Origin of the sequence: Agarivorans aestuarii (genome assembly GCF_019670125.1) — a bacterium.
Classification (GTDB): Bacteria; Pseudomonadota; Gammaproteobacteria; order Enterobacterales; family Celerinatantimonadaceae; genus Agarivorans; species Agarivorans aestuarii.
In genome coordinates this window covers 3,125,760-3,151,287 of record NZ_AP023033.1, presented here as the reverse complement: position 1 = coordinate 3,151,287, position 25,528 = coordinate 3,125,760, and the positions used below count along the sequence as shown (strand labels likewise).

Below are 25,528 nucleotides of genomic sequence, written 5' to 3'. Positions count from 1 at the left end.
AGTATTCGCATTGGCCACGGTTTTGACGTTCACAAGTTTGGTGGAGATGGCCCATTAATGGTTGCTGGAGTTGCCATTCCTTATGAGCAAGGGTTTGTTGCTCACTCTGATGGCGATGTTGCCCTTCATGCTTTATGTGACGCTTTGTTGGGCGCACTAGCCTTAGGCGATATCGGTCACCATTTTCCCGACAATGATCAGGCATATGCCGGCATCGACTCGCGAATCTTATTACGCCAAGTGGTTGCGCAGATATTTGAACGTGGCTTTAAACTGGCAAATCTTGATTTAACCATTGTGGCCCAAGCACCTAAGATGGCGCCGCACATAGAAGCCATGCGGCTAAATATTGCAGAAGATTTACAAGCCGATGTAAGCCAGATTAATGTAAAAGCCACAACAACTGAAAAGCTCGGCTTTGAAGGGCGTAAAGAAGGCATTTCTAGCCATGCAGTTGTGTTATTGGAGAAATGCTAGGTGAGCAACTATTTACAAGAGATCAACCAGCTCAATTACTTACATGGTAAACCGCAGAGCAGTGGAATACTGAAACAGCAAGCTGATGACTTTTGTGTGGACGAAGTATTGCCCTTTGAGTTTAGTGGCGACGGCGAGCACATGATGGTGAAGGTAGAAAAAACCGGTGAAAATACCTCATGGGTGGTTAAAATGTTGGCCGAAGCCTGCCAAGTAAGCCCTAAGGTGATTAGCTACGCGGGCTTAAAAGACAGGCATGCAGTAACCACTCAGTGGTTTAGTATTCAATTGCCAGGTAAACCCAATATAGAGCTGCCAGAGCAGTTGGGCGAGGGTGTTAAAGTTCTCGCTATTAAACGCCACAATCGAAAATTAAAACGCGGCGCGCTATCAGGAAATAATTTTCGGATCCGTCTGCGTGACGTTTCAGACATGCAAGATGCCATCGCGCGCGCCGAGTCAGTCGCCCAAGCTGGGGTACCAAACTATTTTGGGGCCCAGCGTTTTGGACGAGGCGCCAGTAATATTGACAGCGCCTTAGCGATGTTTACTGGTCAGCGAGTAAAGAATCGAGATAAACGCAGTATCTACCTTTCTGCTGCGCGTAGTTTGGTGTTTAACCGCGCAGTGAGTGAACGTATTGCTCAGCAACATTTCTCAGAGGTCTTAACTGGCGATGTGATGAAGTTTGCTAGCAGCAATGCATACTTTGTTGCTGAACAAGTGGATGCCGATATCTTAGCGCGTTTTCAACAAGGTGAGATTGAGCTTTCTGCGCCAATGGTGGGCAAGGGCGAGCTAGCTAGCTTAGGTGATGCTTTAAAATTTGAGACTAGTGTTCTTGGGACTTCCCCAGAGATAATTTCAGGCTTAAGTGAAGCAGGCTTAAAGATGGAACGTAGAGCTTTAGCGCTTAAACCCCAGCAGTTTAGTGCCAAGGCGGATGGGAATGATCTTGTGCTGAGCTTTTATCTGAGTGCTGGTAACTATGCCACCAGTATTTTGCGTGAAATTGTAAACTGTCAAGGTGAAGGTCATGACCATATTAGTGAGTAATGATGATGGTATTCATGCACCTGGCATTCAGTGTTTAGCACAGTGTTTAAAGCAACTAGCGCCGGTGTTAACGGTTGCCCCAGACCGCAATTGTAGCGGTGCCAGCAACTCTTTAACTCTAGAAAACCCCTTACGCATTGTGCACTTAGATGAACAAACTATCTCTGTTAAGGGGACGCCCACAGACTGCGTGCATCTAGCGATTAACGAGTTAGTGGATGAGCTACCAGAACTCGTGGTGGCGGGTATTAACGCAGGTGCCAACCTTGGTGATGACGTACTATATTCTGGTACCGTTGCTGCAGCAATGGAAGGAAGAAACTTGGGTTTACCTGCAATTGCTGTATCGTTAGTAGGCAGTGAAGGGAAGCACTATCAAACCGCTGCAGAAGTAACTTTAAAGTTGATTAAGCAACTGCGCGAGCATGCCTTACCGAGTAATCAAATTCTTAATGTGAACGTTCCTGATTTGCCAATGGAGCAGATTAAGGGCGTAAAGGTAACTCGGGCTGGCAGCCGGCATCGTGCAGAAGTGATGGTTAAACAACAAGATCCACGTGGCCACGACATTTATTGGCTTGGTCCACCTGGAGAAAAGCAAGATGCAGGAGAAGGCACCGACTTTCACGCAGTTGCTCAGGGCTATGTATCAATAACACCTTTAACAATAGATATGACAGCCCACAGCTTTATTGGCAAACTAGACACATGGATCAAGGATTGGGAGGCAAGGTAATGCAATTTGGCGAAAGCCCAAATAGTGTGAAATTGGTGAATCAACTGCGTCAACACGGTATACAAAACCAAGCCGTTCTGAATGCTATCGCGAAATTACCGAGACAGTATTTCATTGACGAAGCGCTTGCACATCAAGCTTGGGATAATACCGCTTTGCCAATTGGCCAAGGGCAAACTTTATCTCAGCCTTATATTGTGGCAAAAATGACCGAAATTTTACTACAAACTAAGCCGAAAAAAGTTCTCGAAATTGGTACTGGTTCAGGCTACCAAACAGCAGTTTTGGCCTCTTTGGTGGACCAAGTTTACTCTGTTGAGCGAATTAAAACTTTGCAATTTCAAGCCAAGCGTCGTTTAAAGATGCTCGACTTACATAATGTTGCAACAAAACATGGCGATGGTTGGCAAGGTTGGGCAAGCAAAGGGCCGTTTGATGCCATTATTGTTACCGCAGCTGCCGCCGCTATTCCTCAGGCTTTGGTCGGGCAGCTTAGCGTTGGCGGCAGAATGATTATTCCTGTCGGAGAGCAACAGCAACAACAGGCTCTAATCTTGATAGAAAAACACCCCCAAGGTTTTACCCAGCATAATCTTGAACCCGTTCGTTTTGTTCCTTTAATTAATGGTGAATTAGCGTGAAAATATTTAGTGCCTTATACGATAGAGTGATGACGTGGTCTGAGCACCGCCACGCTGTACGTTATCTTTCAGGGATGAGTTTTATAGAATCTATCTTTTGGCCTATTCCGGTAGACGTTATGCTCGCGCCAATGGCGCTTTCTCGTCCCAACAAAGCTCTACGCTTTGCTATGTTAGCAACTATTTTTTCTGTTTTAGGAGCGGCCTTAGGTTACGCCTTAGGTCAGTTTTTTTATGAGCCTCTGGTAGAGCCATTTATTAAATCCGTGGGCTATCAGCATAAAATGGATGTGGCTTTTGAGTGGTTTGAGAAATGGGGAGTATTGGTCATCTTTGTCGCTAGCTTTACCCCTGTGCCTTATAAAGTCTTCACCCTCACAGCCGGTATTTTAAATATGGCATTTATTCCATTTTTGCTTATTTCCTTGGTTGGCCGTGGTATGCGCTTCTACTTGGTTGCTGGCTTGATGATGTGGGGCGGGGAGAAAATGGAAGCACAACTTCGTAAATATGTAGAAATTTTGGGCTGGTTGGTAGTGGCTTTGGCAGTGGTTGCGTACTTATTGCTTCGCTAAATAAATGAATTACCTGCGTTATTTAGGTTTTTTATTGCTCTTATGCTTACTACAAGCTTGTAGTCGAGAGGGAGGCCCTGCACCAGTTACCAATGCAGGAACCTACAACGCAGAGACGCGTGGGGTACTAAACAGTTCTAGCTATAAAGTGAAAAAAGGCGAGACTCTTTACTCTATTGCTTGGCGAGCTGGGATAGACCCCGAACAATTGGCAAAAAGAAATAATATTCCGGCTCCTTACACAATTTATGTTGGACAAACCATCAAACTGAAAGGTAGCGGTGTTAAGTCCGGTAATGCCAAAACTAATAAGCATAAAACTGTGAAGTCGCAAGTTAAAGATGTTAATAAATCGTCAAAAGAACTTGAACCGACGTCAACAAAGGCATACGCTAAAAACTCGCCGAAAGTTACTGCGAAAGCTAAAACTGGCCCTGTTAAAGGCTGGATTTGGCCAACAAAAGGCAATGTTATCAAGGGGTTCTCTAACAAAGAGAACGGTAATAAAGGCCTAGATATTCGTGGTAAACAAGGCCAGAAAATAGTAGCTTCAGCACCGGGTCGAGTGGTGTATGCGGGCAGCGCATTAAGAGGTTACGGAAAACTAATAATAATAAAACACAACGACGATTATTTAAGTGCTTACGCACACAACAGTCGTTTACGTGTAAAAGAAAAACAGCAAGTAGTAGTAGGGCAACATATCGCCGATATGGGCGATACAGGAACAACCGATACGCGATTACATTTTGAGATCCGTTTCAAAGGAAAGTCAGTAGATCCAGCTAAGTATCTACCGGCACTCTAGCCTAGATTGCACATAACAATAATCGCAATCAGGTCTTGTTCAGGGAGGTTATGCTATGACCCAAGTAAAAACTGCTGTAAAACTTAAAAGCGTTTCAACAGAAGGTTCTAAGAATCAATCTGTTAGCAAAAAATCAGACAAAGATGACATCATGCAAGCCGATGTGTCCAAGAGTTTAGATGCTACTCAGCTCTATCTTGGTGAAATTGGTTTCTCTCCACTACTCACCGCAGAAGAAGAAGTTCTATACGCTCGGCGTGCCTTAAGAGGTGATGAAGCTGCGCGTAAACGAATGATTGAAAGTAACCTTCGCTTAGTAGTGAAAATCGCTCGCCGCTATAATAATCGAGGTTTAGCACTGTTAGATTTAATCGAGGAAGGGAACCTCGGGTTGATTCGTGCTGTGGAAAAGTTTGACCCAGAACGCGGTTTCCGCTTCTCAACCTATGCGACTTGGTGGATTCGTCAAACCATTGAACGTGCGATTATGAATCAAACACGAACTATTCGTTTACCTATTCATGTGGTTAAAGAACTCAACGTGTATTTACGTACCGCTCGTGAACTAGCGCATCGTTTAGACCATGAACCTACCGCTGAAGAAATTGCCGAAACCTTAGACCGCCCAGTTGAAGACGTAACCAAAATGCTGCGTTTAAACGAGCGTATCAGCTCAGTTGATACCCCTATCGGCGGTGATAACGATAAGGCTTTGCTTGATATCATTTCTGACGAAAACGATCACGGTCCAGAGCATAAAACCCAAGATGATGATATGAAAAATAGCATTGTTGGTTGGTTAGGCGAACTCAACAGTAAACAGCGCGAAGTGTTAGCACGCCGTTTTGGATTGTTAGGTTACGAAGCCTCTACCTTGGAAGATGTTGGTAGAGAAATTGGTTTAACGCGGGAACGAGTAAGACAAATTCAAGTCGAAGCACTGCGTCGTTTACGGGATATTCTTTCTCTACAAAACTTATCGATAGACTCGCTATTTAAAGTGTAGAAAAACAATCCTCAAAATAGTAAAAAAGGAAGCTTAGGCTTCCTTTTTTTGTTATTTAAATTAAAGGCTTATTGGCTTTGTTGTTTAAGTTTGAACAGAAAATCTAAAGCCGCTTTAGGCGATAATTCATTAGGATCTAGCTTATTGAGCTGTATTAAAACCGGATGAGGGTCAGGCTCGCCTAAGTCCATATTTAATTGACCAGCTAAGTCTCCATTTATCGCATTAGAACCAGTAGACTCAGTGGCTTCAAGTTGTTTGAGCTTTCGTTTAGCTTGGTTGATGACTGTTTTTGGAATGCCGGCAAGAGCGGCCACTTGCAAACCATAGCTTTTACTAGCTGCTCCATCTTGAACTTGATGCATAAATGCGATGGTGTCCTGATGTTCAACCGCGTCTAAATGTACATTGGCTACCCCTTCCAATAGCTCTGGAAGTTGGGTTAACTCAAAGTAATGGGTGGCAAATAGCGTTTGTGATTTAAGTTTTGCAAGGGCTTGCGCTACTGCCCAGGCCAGCGACATGCCATCATAAGTGCTTGTTCCTCTGCCGATTTCATCCATTAGCACTAGGCTATTGGCAGTGGCGTTATGCAAAATATTTGCTGTTTCAGTCATCTCAACCATAAAGGTTGAACGACCACTTGCCAGGTCATCTGACGCGCCAATACGCGTGAAGATCTTATCAATCGGACCTAGTTCCGCGCCATCAGCTGGAACAAAACTGCCCATATAAGCCATTAAGCATATAAGCGCGGTTTGGCGCATGTAGGTTGACTTCCCCCCCATGTTAGGGCCAGTTACAATCAACAACTGTCGTTGTTTGTTAAGCTGAACTGGGTTGGCGATAAAAGGTGTGTCATGTACCTGTTCGACTACTGGGTGACGGCCACCTTGGATATTAATACCCGAGCTTTTACTAAAGCTTGGGCGAGAGTAGTTTAAGCTTTCGGCTCTTTCCGCCAGACAAGCGAGAACATCTAGCTGAGCAACGGCTTGGGCGCTTTGTTGCATTTTGCTTAGCGCAGGCATTAACAGGTCGAGAAGTTGTTCGTATAGCTGTTTCTCTAGAGCGAGCGCTTTACCCTGGCTAGAAAGCACTTTTTCTTCGTGTTCTTTCAGCTCGGCAATGATGTAGCGTTCCATATTCTTTAAAGTTTGGCGGCGAATATAATGATCAGGAACTTGCTCTGCTTGTGCTCGGCTAACTTCAATATAAAAACCGTGTACTTTGTTATAGCCAATTTTGAGGTTAGCGATACCGGTTTGTTCTCGTTCGCGTTGCTCAATATCTCTTAAAAACTGAGTTGCGCCTTCACTTAAGTTTCGCCACTCATCGAGTTCTTGATTGTAGCCTGGAGCAATTACCCCTCCATCGCGAATAAGTACTGGAGGATTATCGATTATGGCACTTTGCAGCAAACCCAGTGTATCTGGAAATTCTCCAATGGTCTTAGCTAAGGGTGCCAAGGCCTGACTATTGTGCAAGTAACTTTGTAGCTCTGGGAGTTGCTCAAAGGCATTGCGTAAGCGAGCTAAATCGCGGGGACGAGCTGAGCGCAGTGCTAAACGCGCCAAAATACGCTCAATGTCACCAATGGATTTAAGAATGCTTTGTAGCTGTGGGTAGAGGTCTGAACTTAGCATCTCAGCAATGCAATCTTGGCGAGCGACAACTTCTTGCTGATTACTTAGCGGTTGATGAATCCAGCGATTGAGTAAGCGGCTGCCCATGGCTGTTGCGCTACGATCTAGTATAGTGCTAAGTGTATTGTCGTAAGTGCCAGATAAGTTTCGAGTAAGTTCTAAGTTCTTGCGACTAGCAGCATCTAACTGAATAAACTGACTTTGGCTTTCAATAATAATGGCATTGATATGTGGCAATGCGGTGCGTTGTGTATCCTGTACATATTGCAATAAGCAACCCGCTGCCGATAAGGCGAGTGGATATTCACTTACGCCAAAACCATCTAGATGACGAGTACCAAACTGCTGGTTTAGCACTTTTTCTGCTGTGGCTAAATCAAATTCCCACTCACCTCGTCGGCGTAAACCCTTATAGTTTTGCAGGCTTGAGTAGTATTCAAAATCGTCGGGGTAGAGCAGTTCGGCAGGGTTTAATCTTTGCAATTCTGCTTGTAGCTGATCTTCACCATTAAACTGATTGATAACGAAGCGACCACTGGCAATATCCAGATAAGCGAGACCAATTTGCTGCTGTTGGTTCACAACGCTAACCAATAGGTTGTCGTGCTTTTCTTCTAGTAGTGCTTCATCACTAACCGTGCCTGGGGTAATAATCCTAACAACTTTACGCTCAACTGGACCTTTGCTGGTAGCAGGGTCGCCTATCTGTTCACAAATAGCCACCGACTCACCCAGCTGCACTAATCGTGATAGGTAGTTTTCAGCAGCATGATAAGGAATGCCCGCCATGGGAATAGGTGTGCCAGCGGATTGCCCACGTTTGGTGAGTGAAATATCCATTAACTCTGAAGCGCGTTTAGCGTCATCGTAAAACAATTCATAGAAATCGCCCATTCGATAAAACAGTAAAATATCGGGGTGTTGCGCCTTTAGGTTGAGGTATTGGCGCATCATCGGCGTATGTTTTTCTAGGTTTGTTTCAGTCATCGGCGTAATCGAATAATTGCTATTTAGTTAAACGAAGCTGCAAGGATAAAAGCTGCCAGCAAATTAGGCAAAACTCTTTTAGGAATTTTATGGAATAAACTTGATACTGTATGAACATCCAGTATACTACTGGTCAACAAGATAGTTAAAAGCACCTAACGAGGGCGATATGGATCAGAACAAACAAAAGGCATTAGCTGCGGCCCTAGGCCAAATTGAGAAGCAATTTGGTAAAGGCTCAATCATGAAGCTTGGTGATAACCGTACCATGGATATCGAAACCATTTCTACTGGTTCTTTATCAATTGATATTGCCTTGGGTGCTGGCGGCTTACCAATGGGTCGAGTGATTGAAATCTATGGTCCTGAAAGTTCTGGTAAAACCACTCTTACTCTTGAAGCGATTGCACAAGCGCAGAAAGTGGGCAAGGTATGTGCCTTTGTGGATGCAGAGCATGCCCTAGACCCTATTTACGCTAAAAAACTGGGTGTAGATGTAGATAACTTATTAGTGTCTCAGCCTGACACTGGTGAGCAAGCTCTAGAAATTACTGATATGTTAGCGCGCTCTGGCGCTGTAGATATGATCGTAATTGACTCGGTAGCAGCATTAACACCAAAAGCAGAAATCGAAGGTGACATGGGCGATAGCCATGTTGGTTTGCAGGCACGTTTAATGTCGCAAGCTTTACGCAAGCTAACGGGTACCCTAAAACAAACTAACTGCATGTGTATCTTTATTAACCAAATCCGCATGAAGATTGGTGTAATGTTTGGTAACCCAGAAACTACCTCCGGTGGTAATGCGCTTAAGTTTTATGCATCTGTACGCCTTGATATTCGCCGCATCGGTGCGGTAAAAGCGGGCGATGAAGTAGTTGGTAACGAAACTCGCGTTAAAGTGGTTAAAAATAAAATTGCTGCGCCATTTAAGCAAGCTGAATTCCAGATTATGTATGGTGAAGGCTTTAACCGCTACGGTGAGCTAGTTGATTTAGGTGTTAAAGAAAAACTCGTAGATAAAGCCGGTGCTTGGTTCTCTTATAAAGGCAGTAAAATCGGCCAAGGTAAAGCCAACGCTTCTACCTACTTAAAAGAGCATCCGGAAGTTGCTCAAGAAATTGAGATGACTATTCGTAATAACCTTCTAAACAAGGTTGAGCTCGAAGAGCAAGAACCTGCCGCTGAAGCTCCAGCAGATCAAGAAGCATAAGCGAGATAAAGGAGCCTAAGGGCTCCTTTTTGTTATGACTAACCGCAGCGCCCTACATACCACCATCGATTTGCTATCAAGACGCTCTTATAGCCAACAGCAGCTAGCGCAAAAGCTACGGCAAAAAGGCTATCAAGATGAAGAGGTTAGCGATGCCCTCGAATATGCTCAGCAAAACGCTTGGTTAGATGACAAAAGTTACGCAGCATCGCTAACCCGCGCTCGGGTTAGCAAAGGTTACGGCAAAAACTACATCAAACAGTACTTGCAAACTAAGGGGATTAGTGGCGATTTAGCCAGTGAGGTACTGGAACAGGATGACTGGGATTGGTACCAAGCCATCGAGCTTTGTTTTAACAAAAAATTTAAACAAGGTTTACCCGGCGACCGAATGCAAAAGCAAAAATGTACTGCCTATTTGTTTCGACGTGGCTTTGATTTCGAACTAATCAATATCTTGTATAGCGAACTACAACAGCAATAAGCCTCGAACACTTTGCCTGCAAAGGTCTGCGTGATATATTGTCGCGATTAATAACGGTTTCACCTTTTTTAGCGCTTATCGACGGGAAACTTTAGGTTTCACCGCTATGTCGAGTTGCTACAAACCCCCAGGAAAGAGTTTCATGAAGATGACTTCAGCTGAAGTAAGAAATGCATTTTTAAGCTTCTTTAACAGCAAAAATCACCAAGTAGTTGCCAGTAGTTCATTAGTCCCTCACGACGATCCTACCTTACTATTTACCAATGCGGGTATGAATCAGTTCAAAGACGTATTTCTTGGCATTGATAAGCGTAATTACAGCCGAGCCACTACATCGCAACGCTGTGTACGAGCTGGCGGTAAGCACAACGATCTAGAAAACGTAGGCTACACGGCACGCCACCACACTTTCTTTGAAATGCTAGGTAACTTCAGCTTTGGTGATTACTTCAAAGAAGAAGCCATTGGCTATGCGTGGGAGTTCTTAACTGAAGTTGTTAAGTTACCTAAAGAAAAGCTATTAGTTACCGTTTACCAAACCGATGATGAAGCGTTTGATTTGTGGGCTAATAAAATTGGTGTACCTAAAGAGCGCATCATTCGTATTGGCGACAAGTCTCCTGAGAAGAAGTTCGAGTCTGATAACTTCTGGCAAATGGGTGACACCGGTCCTTGTGGCCCCTGTACCGAAATCTTTTATGACCATGGCGAGCATATCTGGGGCGGTCCTCCAGGCAGCCCTGAAGAAGATGGTGACCGTTTCATTGAAATTTGGAATGTAGTATTCATGCAGTTCAACCGTCAAGCCGACGGAACCATGGATCCTTTACCAAATCCTTCAGTTGATACCGGTATGGGCTTAGAGCGTATTGCAGCAATATTACAAGGCGTGCACTCTAACTACGAAATCGATATTTTCCAAAACTTGATTGCTGCAGCCGCAAAAATCATTAGCACCAATGATTTGGAAAACAAATCGTTGCGGGTAATTGCAGACCACATTCGTTCATGCGGTTTCTTAATCGCAGATGGCGTAATGCCGGCCAATGAAGGCCGCGGTTACGTTTTGCGACGCATTATTCGCCGTGCAGTACGCCATGGTAATAAGCTGGGTGCTACTGATGCATTCTTTTATAAGTTATTGCCGGCGCTAATCGCAGAAATGGGTGAAGCCTACCCAGAGCTGCAAACTCAATTACCGGTTATTGAGCGTGTGCTTAAGCTAGAAGAAGAGCAGTTTGCCAAAACCCTTGATCGTGGTTTGTTAATTTTGGACGAAGCACTTAGCGAGTTAGATGGTTCGGTTATTCCTGGTGACTTAGTATTTAAGCTTTATGACACTTATGGCTTTCCTGCAGACTTAACCGCTGATATCGCCCGTGAGCGAGAGTTAAGTGTAGATGAGGCCGAGTTTGAAGCGGCCATGCAAGCACAACGTGAGCGAGCGAAGCAAGCCAGTAACTTTGGAACGGATTATAACGACAATCTAATTATTGACAGCGCGACTGAGTTCCTTGGTTACCAACACTTAGAAGCAGACGTTAAGATTGTTGAAATGTATAAAGATGGCGAGCCTCAATCGTCTCTTACCGGCGGTGACCAAGCTATTATCGTGTTAGATAAAACACCGTTTTACGCCGAGTCAGGTGGTCAAGCTGGCGATGCTGGCGAGTTGATGTATGAAGGCGGAAGCTTTGTTGTGCAAGACACCCTAAAAGTGGGTAAAGCTTTTGTACATAAAGGTTATGTGCAAGGTGGTGATTTAAATGTTCAGCAGTTAGTTCAAGCTAAGGTTGATTCACGCCGTCGCTGGAATACTGCGCTAAATCACTCGGTAACGCACCTATTGCACGCTGCATTGCGTCAAACTTTAGGTGAGCACGTTACTCAAAAAGGTTCTTTGGTAGAAGCGGCGCGTTTACGTTTCGATTTTTCACACTTTGAAGGTGTGTCTATGCGCTCGTTACGCCAAGTTGAACACCTAGTAAACCAACAAATTCGTCGCAACCTGCCTGTTGAGACCAAGGTAATGAACCTTGATGAAGCTAAGCAGGCTGGTGCGATGGCCTTATTTGGTGAGAAATATGACGACGACGTGCGTGTTGTAAGTATGGGTGATTTCTCAACTGAGCTATGTGGGGGGACTCACGTAAACCACACTGGTGACATCGGTTTCTTTAAAATCACCAGCGAAGCAGGTATTGCTGCTGGGGTTCGTCGTATTGAAGCGGTAACCGGTCAATTTGCTATCGACTTGATTCACCGCCTAGCCGAAGAAACAGAAAAAGCGGCTAACTTGGTTAAAGGTGACCAATTCAATATTGGCGATAAAGTGATTCAGTTAGTTGATCGCAACAAAATGCTCGAGAAAGAAGTGACTCAGCTAAAAGCTAAGTTAGCTAGTGCTGCCAGTAATGATGCTGCAGATCAAATACAAACCATTAATGGTGTGAAAGTATTGATTGCCTTAATTGATGGTGCTGAGGGTAAAGCCCTTCGCAGTAGCGTTGATGAACTCAAGGTTAAGCTTGAAAGCGGCGTAATTTTGCTTGGTACAGTAAACGATGGCAAAGTTAGCCTGGTTGCAGGTGTTACTAAAGATCTTACTGGTCGCGTTAAAGCCGGTGAGATGGTGAACATCGCTGCTCAATGTGTTGGTGGTAAAGGCGGTGGCCGACCCGATATGGCTCAAGCGGGCGGGTCTAATCCAGATGGTTTGCCAAAAGCTCTAGCCGATGTGAAAGAGTGGCTTATTGAAAAGCTTTAAATAGTTATGCATTAAGTGTTAGAGAAAAAGGAAAGCAAGTGGCACTAATTGTTCAAAAATATGGCGGCACTTCGGTGGGTACCTTAGAGCGTATCCAAGCCGTAGCCGATCGCGTTATTCGCTGTAAAGAAGCGGGCGACGATATCGTGGTTGTTCTTTCAGCGATGTCTGGTGAAACCAATCGCTTGTTAGGTCTAGCCAATGAGATAGACGAAAACGCCAGTGAGCGTGAAAAAGACGTATTGGTATCTACTGGTGAGCAAGTGACTATTGCTTTGCTGAGTATTGCTTTACAGAAGAAAGGCTGTGATGCGATTTCTATGACTGGCGATCAGATCCGTATGCATACCGATAAGGCTCACGGTAAAGCACGTATCACCGATATTGACGATCATAATATTCAAGCTCACTTAAAAGAGAATAAAGTAGTGGTGATTGCTGGATTCCAAGGTAGGAGCCCAGACAACTACATTACTACTTTAGGCCGTGGTGGTTCAGACACTACGGCAGTGGCTATTGCAGCGGCGCTTAAAGCTGATGAGTGTCAGATATATACCGATGTTGATGGTGTATACACTACTGACCCACGAGTAGAGCCTAAAGCCCGCCGTTTAGAGAGCATTACTTTTGAAGAAATGCTAGAAATGGCCAGTTTAGGCGCAAAAGTTTTACAGATCCGCGCTGTAGAGTTTGCCGGCAAATATAATGTGCCGTTGCGTGTTCTATCAAGTTTTACTGAAGGTAATGGAACCTTAATTAGTTATGAGGGAAATAAAATGGAGTCACCCGTAATATCAGGCATCGCATTTAATCGTGATGAAGCAAGCTTAACGATTTTGGGTGTACCAGATAAACCTTCCGTTGCCGCATCAATATTGGCGCCTATTGGCGATGCTAACATCGACGTAGATATGATTATTCAAAACTCGATGGGTGATAACACCGCAGACTTTACTTTTACGGTTCACCGTAATGATTATAAGCGTGCCAAAGAGCTGTTAGAAGAAACCTCTAGCAAACTGGGGGCGCGCGAAGTTCAAGGTAAAGACTCCTTGGCAAAAATTTCTATTGTTGGGGTGGGGATGATGAATCACCCTGGCGTTGCTAAAACCATGTTTGAAACCTTAGGAAACGAGGGCATTAATATGCAACTTATCTCGACTTCTGAAATCAAAGTGTCGGTAGTAGTAGACGAAAAGTATTTAGAGTTGGCTGTACGTGCTTTGCATAGTGCATATAACCTAGAGCAATAATAATGACTCTTTGGCTTAAACAAGCTAGTCTATACGCTTAATAGCAGAAAAATAACAGCTTAGATAAGTCGCTAAAGAACAAGAATATGAATTTAAGGAGATAATGAATGCTAATTTTGACGCGCCGTGTAGGCGAAACGTTGATGATTGGGGATGAAGTAACCGTAACTGTATTGGGTGTTAAAGGTAACCAAGTACGTATCGGTGTAAATGCACCAAAAGAAGTATCTGTGCACCGTGAAGAGATCTACATGCGCATTCAAGCAGAGAAAAGTGCAGGCGCCTAAGCAAGCCTTACATTGCCAAGATTTATCTTTAGGAAGCCTCTGGCTTCCTTTTGTTTTTTAGGGTTTTGCGGCTTATGAGCTGCGGCTACAAATCCACCGCTTAATCACCAGAACGTTTGCTTTGTAGTCAGTTGCTAAACAAATACATAGCCAACTGTTCGAAAGCTGAACGAACAAAAGAAAAGTGACAAAAAAGGTTTGACTATATTTTTGGAAGCAGTAATATCTGCATCCGAAATCGCGGTGAGGTGGCCGAGTGGCCGAAGGCGCTCCCCTGCTAAGGGAGTATAGGGTTTGTAGCCCTATCGAGGGTTCGAATCCCTCCCTCACCGCCATCGATTTCAACGCGCGTGTAGCTCAGCTGGATAGAGTACCTGGCTACGAACCAGGCGGTCGGAGGTTCGAATCCTTCCACGCGCGCCATATTTTAAAAGAAAGATTAGTAGTTTTAATTACAAAGTGTTTTCTGCGCGCGTGTAGCTCAGCTGGATAGAGTACCTGGCTACGAACCAGGCGGTCGGAGGTTCGAATCCTTCCACGCGCGCCATTATTTAAAAAGCTCATAGTTATGTGAGCTTTTTTTATTGAAGTGTTATCTGTGCGCGTGTAGCTCAGCTGGATAGAGTACCTGGCTACGAACCAGGCGGTCGGAGGTTCGAATCCTTCCACGCGCGCCATATTTTAAAAGAATGACTTGTCGTTCTTGTTTACAAAGTGTTTTCTGCGCGCGTGTAGCTCAGCTGGATAGAGTACCTGGCTACGAACCAGGCGGTCGGAGGTTCGAATCCTTCCACGCGCGCCATTCTTCTTAAGTTTGCCCTTGGGCGAGCTTGCTGAAGGAAATCGAGGTGAGGTGGCCGAGTGGCCGAAGGCGCTCCCCTGCTAAGGGAGTATAGGGTTTGTAGCCCTATCGAGGGTTCGAATCCCTCCCTCACCGCCATCGATTTCAACGCGCGTGTAGCTCAGCTGGATAGAGTACCTGGCTACGAACCAGGCGGTCGGAGGTTCGAATCCTTCCACGCGCGCCATTTTCTGTTTTTATTTGATGCATTGCCCATTCTCTTCTAGGCTTTGTTTCATAACCCACGCGCGTGTAGCTCAGCTGGATAGAGTACCTGGCTACGAACCAGGCGGTCGGAGGTTCGAATCCTTCCACGCGCGCCATTTTCTCTGTTTCTATTTATTCCCTTTCACGCCCTAGATCACTATTCACCTCTTATTCATCTTAAAATTGCATCTCTTGTGATCGCCATTACTACTTTTGAGGTAGCTAAGCTGCTAGATTAGTTAATGAATTATGCTGTCGTGAAGCTGTAAATCAGTTGTTAACTAAATGTTATCGTTTGGCGGTTTAAACTGTGTAACGAGCGATGTGGCGTATAATTGCGAATTTTGTCATTGGTAAAATAAAGTTAACAATACCAAGGTTTTGAATAATTATTCAAAAATCAAGTTTGATTTTTGTTGTTTAGCATGTAATTCTTACGCCAATCTCAAAGGATGTGGATTAATAATATGATGGATTTGACTGAGCTGTTAGTGGAAGCAGCAACGTTAATGGGGGTCGGGATGATCGCCGTATTCGCTTTTTTATCGCTACTTATTGTTGCGGTAAATGGCTTAGCTAAGCTGGCGCCACCGCTAGCCGAAGTAGCGGAACCAAAGCAAACCTCGTCTCCAGCTCCCCAACCTGCCAATAACGCCACTGTAGTAGCCGCTATATCAGCTGCTGTTCAACAGTACCGGAAGGCCCAATAACTAAAAGAGGATTTAACGCAATGTCTAAACCACTTGCATTAACCGATGTTGTATTGCGCGACGCGCATCAATCATTATTAGCAACCCGTCTTCGCCTTGAAGATATGTTGCCTATTGCTGAGCAACTCGACCAAATTGGTTATTGGTCTCTAGAAACATGGGGTGGCGCAACCTTTGACGCCTGTATTCGTTATCTTGGCGAAGACCCATGGGAGCGTTTACGCGCGCTTAAGAAGGCAATGCCTAATACTAAGCAGCAAATGCTATTGCGTGGCCAAAACTTACTAGGTTACCGCCACTATGCTGACGACGTTGTAGAGCGCTTTGTAGAACGTGCGGTTAAAAATGGTATGGATGTATTCCGTATCTTTGACGCGATGAATGATCCGCGTAACTTTCAAACTGCAGTAAAAGCAGCCCTAGATTGCGGCGCACATGCGCAGGGGACGATTTCTTACACCACTAGCCCAATTCACACTTTGGATAATTGGGTAGACCTTGCAAAGAGCTTAGAGGACATTGGTTGTCACTCTATTGCCATTAAGGATATGTCGGGTTTATTAAAACCTTATGAAGCTGAAACACTGATTAAGCGTCTTAAAGCTGAAACTGATGTAGAAATTGCATTGCACTGTCATGCAACGACCGGCTTAAGCTTACCTACCCACATTAAAGCCATTGAAGCCGGCGTAGACATCATCGACACAGCAATCTCATCAATGAGCTGTACTTATGGTCACAGCCCAACAGAGACCATTGTAGCGATGCTAGAAGGTACTGAGCGCGATACAGGCTTAGACCTAACTAAACTGGAATCTATTGCAGCTTACTTCCGCGAAGTACGTAAAAAGTACGCTAAGTTCGAAGGCAGCCTTAAAGGTGTTGATTCACGCATTCTTATCGCGCAAGTACCTGGTGGCATGTTAACCAACATGGAAGGCCAGCTTAAAGAGCAGGGCGCTGCAGACAAACTTGATGAAGTATTACTAGAGATCCCTAAAGTACGTAAGGACTTAGGTTACATCCCACTGGTAACACCTACTTCGCAAATTGTAGGTAGCCAAGCAGTGCTTAACGTTTTAACTGGTGAGCGTTACAAAACGATTACCAAAGAGACCGCAGGTATCTTAAGCGGTCAATACGGTAAAGCGCCTGGCGAGCTGAATGCAGAGTTACAAGCGCGTGTTCTTGATGGTGCAGAAGCTATTACCTGCCGCCCAGCAGATTTACTGCAAGCGGAGATGGAGCGCCTTAAAACTGAAGTAGAGCAACTAGCCAAAGAAAAAGGTTTTGCTCTAGCTGAAGACAAGATTGATGATGCTTTAACTTATGCATTGTTCCCACAAATTGGCCTTAAGTTCTTAGAGAATCGCGGCAACCCAGATGCATTTGAGCCAGTACCAAGCGCTGATGACGTTAAAGTAGCGGCTCCTGCTAAACCTGGCGCAGTAGAAACTTACTCGGTACGAGTGGACGGTCAGCTGTACACCGTAGATGTAGGCCCAGAGGGTTCTATTGATGGCGTAACACCAGTAGCCAGCTCAGCGCCAGCTGCGGCCACTCCAGCAGCACCAGCTGCCAGTGGCAAAGGAGAAGCCTTACCAGCTCCTTTAGCGGGTAACATCTTTAAAGTTCTCGCTAAGCCTGGCGCTAATGTGCAAGAAGGCGATGTATTGCTGATTATGGAAGCAATGAAAATGGAAACCGAAATCCGTTCCGCTAAAACCGGGGTTGTTGACGAGGTATTAGTTAGAGAAGGTGATGCGGTTGCTGTGGGCGAAGTCCTGCTTAGCATCGCATAAGGGAGCGAGAACGTGGAAGGAATTACTAAGCTATGGCTGGAGACCGGCCTAGCTAACTTCGAACCAGCACAATTAGTGATGATGGCAGTAGGTTTACTGCTGCTATATTTGGCAATTGTGCGTAAATTTGAGCCCTTATTGCTGCTACCGATTGGTTTTGGTGCTGTGCTGGCCAACATTCCAAATGCTGGGTTTAACGATGAAGGCGGTTTGCTTTACTACGTTTACCATGTAGGAATCGAGACCGGTGTTTTCCCACTACTTATCTTTATGGGTGTTGGCGCGTTAACAGACTTTGGTGCGCTTATCGCAAACCCAAGAATGTTATTGCTTGGTGCAGCGGCTCAGTTTGGTATTTTTGCGACGCTATTTGGCGCAATTCTATTAAACATGATCCCAGGCTTTGATTTTACCCTGGCTGATGCTTCTGCGATTGCAATTATTGGTGGAGCAGATGGCCCTACGGCTATCTTCCTTGCCTCTAAACTTGCACCTGATTTATTAGGTGCGATTGCGGTAGCTGCTTATTCATACATGGCACTGGTTCCAATTATTCAGCCGCCGATTATGAAGGCCTTAACCTCTAAAGAAGAACGCGAAATTCAAATGGAGCAATTGCGTCCGGTTAGCGTGCGAGAAAAGATTATTTTCCCTATCGCTGTACTTGGCTTAACCATTTTGTTCTTACCAGCGGCAACACCTCTAGTGGGTATGTTCTGTTTAGGTAACCTAATGCGTGAAAGCGGCGTGGTTGATCGTTTAAGCAAAACTGCACAAAACGAACTTATCAACGTTGTGACCATCTTCTTAGGTTTAGCGGTAGGTTCTAAGTTATCTGCTGACAAATTCTTAACTGTAGAAACGCTAGGTATTCTTGGCTTAGGTGCTGTGGCATTTGGTATTGGTACTGCTTCTGGAGTACTTATGGCTAAGTTAATGAGCCGTTTAAGTGGCGGTAAAATTAATCCATTGATTGGTGCTGCCGGTGTATCTGCGGTGCCAATGGCTGCACGTGTTGTAAATAAAGTAGGTTTAGAGTCAAACCCTCATAACTTCTTGTTAATGCATGCTATGGGACCAAACGTTGCTGGGGTACTAGGTAGTGCCGTAGCTGCGGGTGTACTGCTGTCTTTAGTTGGTTAATACCTAACAGCGAAACAAAAAGCTTGCCTCGGCAAGCTTTTTTTATGTGTAGCTAATGGGTTAGCCAAATCATTAATGAGAAGAATCCAATCAATGCGGTGCTAATCCCAATAATCCAATAGTAACCTTTTAAACCTTGTTTGAAGCTTAAGCCATAATGGAATAGAAACAGTGTCCATAAAATGGTTAATAACAAGGGCAACAAGAAAAATCGCACCATAATTCTACCTACTGGGTCACTTAAGTAATTGAAGAACTTTTAGTTTACCTTCATTACTTACAAATTGAAGTAATACCAATCACACTAAGTAAGTGATCAGAAATAACGCAGGAAAAATACTCGAGAATAAGGCAGGGTTTTTCGATAAGTAGTTATTCTACAATCAAAAAACCTAACGTAGTTATCGAGCATTTTAACCAGATAGAATGAACAGCTACTTAGTACGATTGGTATAAGCTAATCACTAACTTCGCTACGCTTCACAATGATTACTCGGTTTCACCCAATTCACTACTGTTGCTCGCTTTACGCATTAACACGCTTTACAAAATATTCTAGTTAAATTGCCGCTAATTGGTATGATGCAGGCTACATCGGCTGCAGTTCAGTCCGACCGCATACAGAGTAGATTATGAACTTCCAAGATTACCAAAACTATGCCGCTTTTATTTTTGATATGGATGGAACCTTGATTGATTCCATGCAGCATCATCAAAACGCGTGGCAGTCTGCTCTGGATCAGTTTTCCATTCCTTTTAGCTCAGAACAAATGCTGGCAATGAGTGGATGGCCAACCTTACAAACAGTTGAAAACTTGCTTGCCGATACCCATATAAAGGGGATAGATGTTCAGCAAGTGGTTGATGCTAAAGAGCTGCGTTATCACCAACTAGTGAATAGTGAAATACAGCCAACACCTTTAATTAAAGTCTATGAGCATTTTTTAGGTGAAAAGCTAATGGCTGTGGGCACTGGTGCTAGCCAGCAACAAGCTGAGATGATACTAAGCAAACTGGGTATAGCCGATAAACTGCAAGCGATTGTTGGGGCCGATTTAGTGGCAAAGCATAAGCCAGCTCCTGACACCTTCTTAAAGTGTGCAGAATTGATGCAAGCAGAACCGCAAGCATGCCTGGTATTTGAAGACGCTGATGCTGGCATAGAGGCTGCAAAGGCCGCCGGAATGGCGGTGGTTGATGTAAGAAACTTGTGGCCAGCGAACTATTTTGTTGATTAGGCGGTTCTATTGTTAGTCCTATTGTTTTTTAGCGCCTTTGTATCAGCCACCTTATTACCTGGCAGCTCAGAAGTCGTATTGCTGGGTTTGGCCAGCCAAGTTCCGGAGCAGTGGCTTAGCTTGTTAGTTGTGGCTACCTTAGGTAATACCCTAGGTGGCTTAGTAACCTTTGCCATGGGGTGGGGGGCTTTTTACTTTGGTAACAGACATTTCAGTTGGTTACCTAACTTGAATGAACAAGCCGAGGCGAAGCCTTGGTTGGTCAAATACGGCGCCTGGAGCTTATTGATGAGTTGGGCACCAGTAATTGGCGATGCGCTTTGTTTTGTAGCGGGCGCAGCTAAACTTCCAGTTTGGCAAAGCACCGTTGCCATGCTTATTGGCAAAGCGATCCGTTACGCTTTGCTATTAGCATTAGGTAATGCAGTTGTGAGTTTTTAGATAATGATTAGAGAGGTCAATATAGTGCTTAGATGGTTAAGTGTGCTTAGCATTCTGTGGTTAGCTGCTTGTACTCAGATAGACCCTAAATCTTCGCTTGAGCTACCCAAGGGTGTGGAGTTAATTGAAACCTCGCAGGCCAATAATAGCGACATCCAGATAGCTTACAAAAAGTATCGTTTAGCCAATGGCTTAACGGTATTGCTCTACCAAGATGATAACGCGCCCTTGGCGCATGTAGATATTACTTATCACGTTGGTTCCAATCGCGAAGAGCCGGGCAAGTCTGGCTTTGCCCACTTCTTTGAACATATGATGTTTCAAGGCTCAAAACACGTAGGCGACCAAGAGCATTTCCGCATTATTAACGAAGCGGGTGGAACCATGAATGGCTCCACAACCAAAGATCGCACAAATTACTATCAAACCGTACCCGCTAACCAGCTAGAAAAAGTGCTGTGGTTAGAAGCTGATCGAATGGGCTTTTTGCTTGAGGCTGTAAGCCAGAAGAAGTTCGAAATCCAGCGTGATACGGTGAAAAATGAGCGCGCTCAGCGCGTAGATAACGCGCCCTATGGTCTGTTGTCTGAACGCGTAGACGAAGCCCTTTATCCTCGAGAACATCCCTATTCGTGGCAGCCAATTGGCTATATTGAAGATCTAAATCGGGTAGACGTAAACGACCTTAAGGCGTTTTTCCTACGTTGGTACGGGCCCAATAATGCAGTGCTAAGCATTGGAGGCGATATAGATGAGACTCAAAGCTTAGAATGGATTAGCCAGTACTTTGGTGACATTCCAAGCGGCCCTGAGATCCCCAAAATTACCCCAAGCCCAGCGAAGTTAAGCGAAACACGTTATATCTCTTTAGAAGATCGTGTTCATATCCCTCTGCTCTATATCAGCTATCCAACTGTGTATGCCGGCGCTGAAGACGAAGTTGCTCTAGATATGTTTGCCGAGATCTTAGGTGGTGGCAAAAGCTCGTTACTGCATCAATCATTGGTTGAATCAGGTAAAGCCTTATCTGCTGGCAGCTCCCATTATTGTCGTGAAATGGCGTGTACCTTGTCTATATACGTACGCGCTAATCCGCAGGCCGGTTTAACCTTGGCTCAGCTAGAACAAGATGTTGACCAAGCCATTAATGACTTTGCAGAGCGTGGAGTGAATGCTGAAGACTTGCAGCGCGTTCGCTCATCGCTTAAAGCTTCTACTATCTACAGTTTAGAGAGTGTTTCAGATGTGGTGACTCAGCTTGCCTTTGGCGAAACTTTCTTTGAGCAGCCCTTGTATATCAGTGAAGTATTACAACAGTTTCAAAACGTTAATGACCAGCAGGTACAGCAAGCTTACCAGCACTACATATTAAACAAACCTCGAGTGGTGATGAGTGTTGTACCAAGAGGGCAAAGCCAGTTAATTGCAGCTGAAGACAACTTTACCCCTGCGCCGCGCACCCTACCTGAGCAGCAGCACATTGAAGACAGCGAACTAGCACTGCGTGAAGTAAAAGATGACTTTGACCGCAGCATTGAGCCTCCTTCCGGCCCCGCTGTAGCAGTTAAATTACCTAAATTATGGCATGCAGAGTTAACTAACGGCTTACAAGTATTAGGGACATCTGAGCAGCCCACCCCCACGGTTACCCTGCAGTTTAGGATGCCCGGCGGTAGTATTTCGGAACCCAAAGGCAAAGAAGGTCTGGCTAAGCTAACGGCGCAAATGTTGATGCAAAGCACCCAGCAAACTGCTGCCGCTGAGTTATCTGATCAACTTACCGAGTTGGGCGCGTCGGTCAGCTTTAGTGGCGGGCTGTATAGTCAAAATATTAGTCTGTCTTCATTAACCGAGAACTTGCCACAGGTGCTGGAAATTTTGCAGCAGCGTTTATTAACTCCCGCTTTTGATAGTGCAGAGTTTGAGCGTGAAAAAGCCCGTCACTTGCAAAGTATTGAGCAGAAGTTTAATCAGCCAAATTGGCTAGCCAGTATTGCTAGTCAAAGCTTGTTCTTTGGTGAGGGCAGTCGCCTAGCAACCTCGAGTTGGGGGAGTCGCGATAGCATAGCTGCGCTTTCTCTTGAAGATGTGAAGCATTTTTGGCATCAGCATTACCAACCCAAGGGCAGCCAGTTGGTTGCTGTAAGCAACCTCAATCAAACTGAGATTGAACAGGCATTGCAACCTTTACAGCAACAATGGCAAGGCGAGGCCAGCAAGGCTGCTCATTTAACGGCGAAACCTTCTGCAAAGAACAACACCATTTATCTGCTAGATAAACCAGGTGCTGTACAGTCGGTGATTCGTATTGGTCGTTTAGCGATGCCTTACGATGCTACTGGTGAGTATTTCAAAGCCAACTTAATGAACTTTAACTTTGGCGGTAACTTCAATAGTCGAATTAACATGAACTTACGCGAAGACAAAGGTTATACCTATGGCGTAAGTAGTGGATTTGGTGGTTTTAAAGATAGCGGTAGTTTTGTTATCTCAACCGATGTGCGACAAGACGCCACCGCATCAGCGATTCAAGAGCTGTTGGCCGAGCTAGAAGCTTACTCAAAAAGTGGTCCAAGCGATGAAGAGTTGTCTTATATGCGCAGTGCAGTATCCCAGCAAGAGGCTTTGGCCTACGCAACACCATCGCAGAAAGCCTCATTTTTGATGCAAATGTTGGCCTTTGATTTGGGGCCAGAATTTGTCGCCACTCAGAATCAAATTACTGCCAATATTAGCCAAGCTGAATTACAGCAATTGGCGGCGAAGTATTTTTCACCCAAAGAAATGATCGTGGTGGTAGTGGGCGATAAACAGCAACTATTACCAGAGCTAAAGAAAATAGGTATGCCAGTTCAAGAACTTGCATTGTAACGTAGCAACGCACAGTGGTGGCAAAACATGGGCGTTCTCGCTATGCTTTGCCACATTACGCGTTTTAACAAGATAGTGAGTTCAACTTGACTCAACAGTTTACTACTCGGCTGACGCAATTGAGCGCAGCAATGGCGAATACCGGTGTGCTTGGCATTAAACGCGGTATTGAACGTGAAGCTTTACGTATTTGCGAGCAAGGAAATCTTGCGACCAATGGCCACCCTAAAGCACTAGGCGCAGCGCTAACTCACCCCCTCATCACTACCGATTATGCGGAAACTTTATTGGAGTTTATTACTCCGGTTTCTGACAGTGTTGAGCAGGTATTATCGCGTCTTACCGATATCCACCATGAGACGCTAAAGCAGCTTGATGGACAACGTTTATGGCCTTTAAGCATGCCTTGTTACATTGGTGACGAGCAAGACATTGTATTGGCTGATTATGGCCAATCGAATATCGGTAAGATGAAACACGCTTACCGTCAGGGGCTTCGTCATCGCTATGGCAGCGCCATGCAGGTGATCTCGGGTGTGCACTATAACTTCTCTTTGCCGCAAAGCTTTTGGCAACAATTACAGCAAGTAGATGGCGACCAACAGCCTTTATCAGATTATATTTCGCAGCGCTATATGGGCTTAATTCGTAACTTTTATCGTTATGGTTGGATGGTGGCTTATCTTTATGGCGCTTCGCCGGCTCTGTGTGGTTCGTTCATGAACGCTGGCGAGAGCCAACTGGCCTTCCAAAAAATGGGTAAAGGTACTCTTTATTTGCCTTATGCCACTTCATTGCGTTTGAGTGATTTGGGTTACACCAGTTCGGCCCAGCACGACTTAGATATCAACTACAACAGCGTGAGCGAGTACGTTCAAAGCGTGCGTAAAGCGGTGAGTTCTCATTCTGAAGAGTTTGCCAATATTGGGGTTAAAGTTGATGGCGAGTATCGCCAGCTAAATGCCAATATACTGCAGATTGAAAATGAGTTGTATGCGCCGATTCGCGCTAAGCGTGTTGCTAAGTCAGGGCAAACACCTTCTCAAGCCTTAGCTGAAGATGGTATTGAATACATCGAGATTAGAGCATTAGATGTTAACCCCTTTGATGCGGTAGGTGTAACCGAGGCGCAGGTGAGAGTGATAGATAGTTTGTTACTTGCCTGTGTACTGATGGACTCTCCCGAAATGTGTAAAGCCGAGTTGCAATCCTGTCGCGACAACTTTAACGCCGTGGCCATTGAAGGACGTAACCCTGAATTGTCACTGACTATCGCCGGGGAACAACAAAGCTTGCCGGTGCATATCGAAAGCTTGCTGGCTAAGATGCAACAGGCCGCTCAACTGCTTGATACTCAGCGCCCTGAACCGGATTTTAGCGCATCACTAGTGCAGGCGATTGCCGATGTAGCAAATGACAATACCTACTCTTCACGTTTTCTGCGTTTGTTAAAATCACAATCAGTAGATAACAGCAACTTGGGCTTGCAATGGGCTGCACAATATCGCGAAGAGATGCTTGGTCATAAGGCTAATAACTGGCAAGATCAAGACTTTAGCGCGATGGCTGAACAAAGCTTTGCTGAGCAACAAGCAATAGAAGCTAGTGATGACCTCGATTTTGACCACTTTTTAACTAAGTATTTTGAGAATGCCAATAAGTAGGGATGTATCGCTTGTTCAGTGGGCTAAAGTAGCCGTGGTAGTTTTGGGTTTGGGTGTATTAGCGGGGTGTAGCAGCGCGCCGCCAAAGGATCCTGAGAACCTATGTAGCATTTTTGAAGAAAAGCGCGATTGGTATAAATCCGCCAAAAAAATGAACAAGAAGTGGGGCACGCCGGTGCATGTTCCTATGGCTATGATGTACCAAGAATCTAGCTTCAAGCATAATGCCCGCCCACCAATGCAATACTGGTTTGGTTTTATTCCGGTGGGGCGTGCTAGTAGTGCTTATGGTTATAGCCAAGCTAAAACCATGACTTGGGACGATTACGTGCGCGAAACTGGGAATTCCTGGTCGTCACGAACTAATTTTGATGATGCCATCGATTTTATGGGTTGGTTTACCAATAAAACCCACAAGATTAACGGCGTATCCAAATGGGATGCGCGCAATCAGTATTTAAACTATCACGAAGGCTGGGGCGGCTATAAGCGTGGTACTTACCATCAGAAACAATGGTTGGTGAAAGTCGCGGGTACAGTAGACCAGCGATCGAAACGCTATGCGGCCCAGTATAATAAGTGTAAAGAGGATCTAGATAGTAGCTGGCTATGGCGACTATTCTTTGCTTAAATACACCCAAATAATGAGTCTCAGCTAAGCTGGGATATGAAGAG

At 44.9% G+C, this 25,528-nt stretch carries 22 protein-coding genes and 8 tRNA genes; 28 read left to right on the top strand and 2 right to left on the bottom strand.

Annotated features, from left to right (window positions below; translation table 11 throughout):
* Positions 1-3: 3 nt before the first annotated feature.
* The 7 genes from ispF to rpoS all read left to right on the top strand — a co-directional run bounded on the left by ispF (position 4) and on the right by rpoS (position 5,299).
* A complete protein-coding gene (gene ispF / locus K5609_RS14640) occupies positions 4-477 on the top strand; it encodes a 2-C-methyl-D-erythritol 2,4-cyclodiphosphate synthase (protein WP_221077276.1) in 474 nt (157 codons plus the stop codon).
* Complete coding sequence (gene truD / locus K5609_RS14635) at positions 478-1,533, top strand: tRNA pseudouridine(13) synthase TruD (protein ID WP_221074289.1); 1,056 nt, start codon at positions 478-480, stop codon at positions 1,531-1,533.
* Entirely contained in the window at positions 1,514-2,269 is a 756-nt protein-coding gene (gene surE, locus K5609_RS14630) for a 5'/3'-nucleotidase SurE (RefSeq protein WP_016402837.1), read from the top strand. Before truD ends, surE begins: the two co-directional genes overlap by 20 nt.
* Positions 2,269-2,910 (top strand): protein-L-isoaspartate(D-aspartate) O-methyltransferase, encoded by a 642-nt coding sequence (locus tag K5609_RS14625; protein ID WP_221074288.1) that lies wholly within the window; start codon positions 2,269-2,271, stop codon positions 2,908-2,910. Before surE ends, K5609_RS14625 begins: the two co-directional genes overlap by 1 nt.
* Entirely contained in the window at positions 2,907-3,485 is a 579-nt protein-coding gene (locus K5609_RS14620; protein ID WP_221074287.1) for a YqaA family protein, read from the top strand. Before K5609_RS14625 ends, K5609_RS14620 begins: the two co-directional genes overlap by 4 nt.
* A gap of 148 nt (positions 3,486-3,633) precedes the next feature.
* Complete coding sequence (locus tag K5609_RS14615) at positions 3,634-4,293, top strand: peptidoglycan DD-metalloendopeptidase family protein (protein WP_343212479.1); 660 nt, start codon at positions 3,634-3,636, stop codon at positions 4,291-4,293.
* A 55-nt stretch (positions 4,294-4,348) separates the two neighbouring features.
* Positions 4,349-5,299 carry an RNA polymerase sigma factor RpoS gene (gene rpoS / locus K5609_RS14610; protein ID WP_221074285.1) on the top strand — a complete coding sequence of 317 codons (951 nt, stop codon included), beginning with the start codon at positions 4,349-4,351 and terminating at the stop codon, positions 5,297-5,299.
* A 68-nt stretch (positions 5,300-5,367) separates the two neighbouring features.
* On the opposite strand, the gene mutS is transcribed toward rpoS, so the two are convergent.
* The gene (gene mutS / locus K5609_RS14605; protein ID WP_425514839.1) at positions 5,368-7,941 is read right to left on the bottom strand and encodes a DNA mismatch repair protein MutS; all 2,574 of its coding nucleotides are present in this window, start codon (positions 7,939-7,941) and stop codon (positions 5,368-5,370) included.
* 160 nt (positions 7,942-8,101) lie between these two features.
* Between mutS and recA the strand changes: the two genes are divergently transcribed.
* The 16 genes from recA to K5609_RS14525 all read left to right on the top strand — a co-directional run bounded on the left by recA (position 8,102) and on the right by K5609_RS14525 (position 18,639).
* On the top strand, positions 8,102-9,145 hold the full coding sequence (recA, locus tag K5609_RS14600) for a recombinase RecA (RefSeq protein ID WP_221074283.1): 1,044 nt from the start codon (positions 8,102-8,104) through the stop codon (positions 9,143-9,145).
* 34 nt (positions 9,146-9,179) lie between these two features.
* Positions 9,180-9,629 (top strand): regulatory protein RecX, encoded by a 450-nt coding sequence (locus tag K5609_RS14595; protein WP_221074282.1) that lies wholly within the window; start codon positions 9,180-9,182, stop codon positions 9,627-9,629.
* Between the two features lie 142 nt (positions 9,630-9,771).
* Entirely contained in the window at positions 9,772-12,396 is a 2,625-nt protein-coding gene (alaS, locus tag K5609_RS14590; RefSeq protein ID WP_221074281.1) for an alanine--tRNA ligase, read from the top strand.
* A gap of 38 nt (positions 12,397-12,434) precedes the next feature.
* Complete coding sequence (locus K5609_RS14585) at positions 12,435-13,649, top strand: aspartate kinase (protein WP_221074280.1); 1,215 nt, start codon at positions 12,435-12,437, stop codon at positions 13,647-13,649.
* 107 nt (positions 13,650-13,756) lie between these two features.
* Complete coding sequence (csrA, locus tag K5609_RS14580; protein ID WP_016402827.1) at positions 13,757-13,936, top strand: carbon storage regulator CsrA; 180 nt, start codon at positions 13,757-13,759, stop codon at positions 13,934-13,936.
* 242 nt (positions 13,937-14,178) lie between these two features.
* A tRNA-Ser gene (locus K5609_RS14575) sits at positions 14,179-14,271 on the top strand.
* 11 nt (positions 14,272-14,282) lie between these two features.
* Positions 14,283-14,359, top strand: a tRNA-Arg gene (locus K5609_RS14570).
* Between the two features lie 47 nt (positions 14,360-14,406).
* A tRNA-Arg gene (locus tag K5609_RS14565) sits at positions 14,407-14,483 on the top strand.
* Between the two features lie 53 nt (positions 14,484-14,536).
* Positions 14,537-14,613 (top strand) — tRNA-Arg (locus K5609_RS14560).
* A gap of 48 nt (positions 14,614-14,661) precedes the next feature.
* A tRNA-Arg gene (locus K5609_RS14555) sits at positions 14,662-14,738 on the top strand.
* A 45-nt stretch (positions 14,739-14,783) separates the two neighbouring features.
* A tRNA-Ser gene (locus tag K5609_RS14550) sits at positions 14,784-14,876 on the top strand.
* An 11-nt stretch (positions 14,877-14,887) separates the two neighbouring features.
* Positions 14,888-14,964, top strand: a tRNA-Arg gene (locus tag K5609_RS14545).
* A gap of 59 nt (positions 14,965-15,023) precedes the next feature.
* Positions 15,024-15,100: transfer RNA gene (locus K5609_RS14540), tRNA-Arg, on the top strand.
* A 351-nt stretch (positions 15,101-15,451) separates the two neighbouring features.
* Entirely contained in the window at positions 15,452-15,694 is a 243-nt protein-coding gene (locus K5609_RS14535; protein ID WP_246611864.1) for an OadG family protein, read from the top strand.
* A 20-nt stretch (positions 15,695-15,714) separates the two neighbouring features.
* Complete coding sequence (oadA, locus tag K5609_RS14530) at positions 15,715-17,496, top strand: sodium-extruding oxaloacetate decarboxylase subunit alpha (protein ID WP_221074279.1); 1,782 nt, start codon at positions 15,715-15,717, stop codon at positions 17,494-17,496.
* 12 nt (positions 17,497-17,508) lie between these two features.
* The gene (locus K5609_RS14525; RefSeq protein ID WP_221074278.1) at positions 17,509-18,639 is read left to right on the top strand and encodes a sodium ion-translocating decarboxylase subunit beta; all 1,131 of its coding nucleotides are present in this window, start codon (positions 17,509-17,511) and stop codon (positions 18,637-18,639) included.
* A gap of 52 nt (positions 18,640-18,691) precedes the next feature.
* On the opposite strand, the gene K5609_RS14520 is transcribed toward K5609_RS14525, so the two are convergent.
* A complete protein-coding gene (locus tag K5609_RS14520) occupies positions 18,692-18,859 on the bottom strand; it encodes a hypothetical protein (protein WP_221074277.1) in 168 nt (55 codons plus the stop codon).
* A 412-nt stretch (positions 18,860-19,271) separates the two neighbouring features.
* Here K5609_RS14520 and K5609_RS14515 point away from each other — a divergent pair, with 412 nt between their 5' ends.
* From K5609_RS14515 to K5609_RS14495, 5 genes are all read left to right on the top strand, one after another.
* A complete protein-coding gene (locus tag K5609_RS14515) occupies positions 19,272-19,877 on the top strand; it encodes a beta-phosphoglucomutase family hydrolase (RefSeq protein ID WP_221074276.1) in 606 nt (201 codons plus the stop codon).
* Positions 19,878-19,886: 9 nt separating this feature from the next.
* Positions 19,887-20,318, top strand: a complete 432-nt coding sequence (locus K5609_RS14510) for a YqaA family protein (protein ID WP_246611863.1) — start codon at positions 19,887-19,889, stop codon at positions 20,316-20,318.
* Positions 20,319-20,342: 24 nt separating this feature from the next.
* Positions 20,343-23,189, top strand: coding sequence for a M16 family metallopeptidase (locus K5609_RS14505; protein ID WP_246611862.1), 2,847 nt, complete (start codon positions 20,343-20,345; stop codon positions 23,187-23,189).
* An 86-nt stretch (positions 23,190-23,275) separates the two neighbouring features.
* Positions 23,276-24,853, top strand: coding sequence for a glutamate--cysteine ligase (gene gshA, locus K5609_RS14500; RefSeq protein WP_281423324.1), 1,578 nt, complete (start codon positions 23,276-23,278; stop codon positions 24,851-24,853).
* The gene (locus K5609_RS14495) at positions 24,840-25,484 is read left to right on the top strand and encodes a transglycosylase SLT domain-containing protein (RefSeq protein ID WP_221074275.1); all 645 of its coding nucleotides are present in this window, start codon (positions 24,840-24,842) and stop codon (positions 25,482-25,484) included. Before gshA ends, K5609_RS14495 begins: the two co-directional genes overlap by 14 nt.
* The last annotated feature ends 44 nt before the right edge of the window (positions 25,485-25,528 follow it).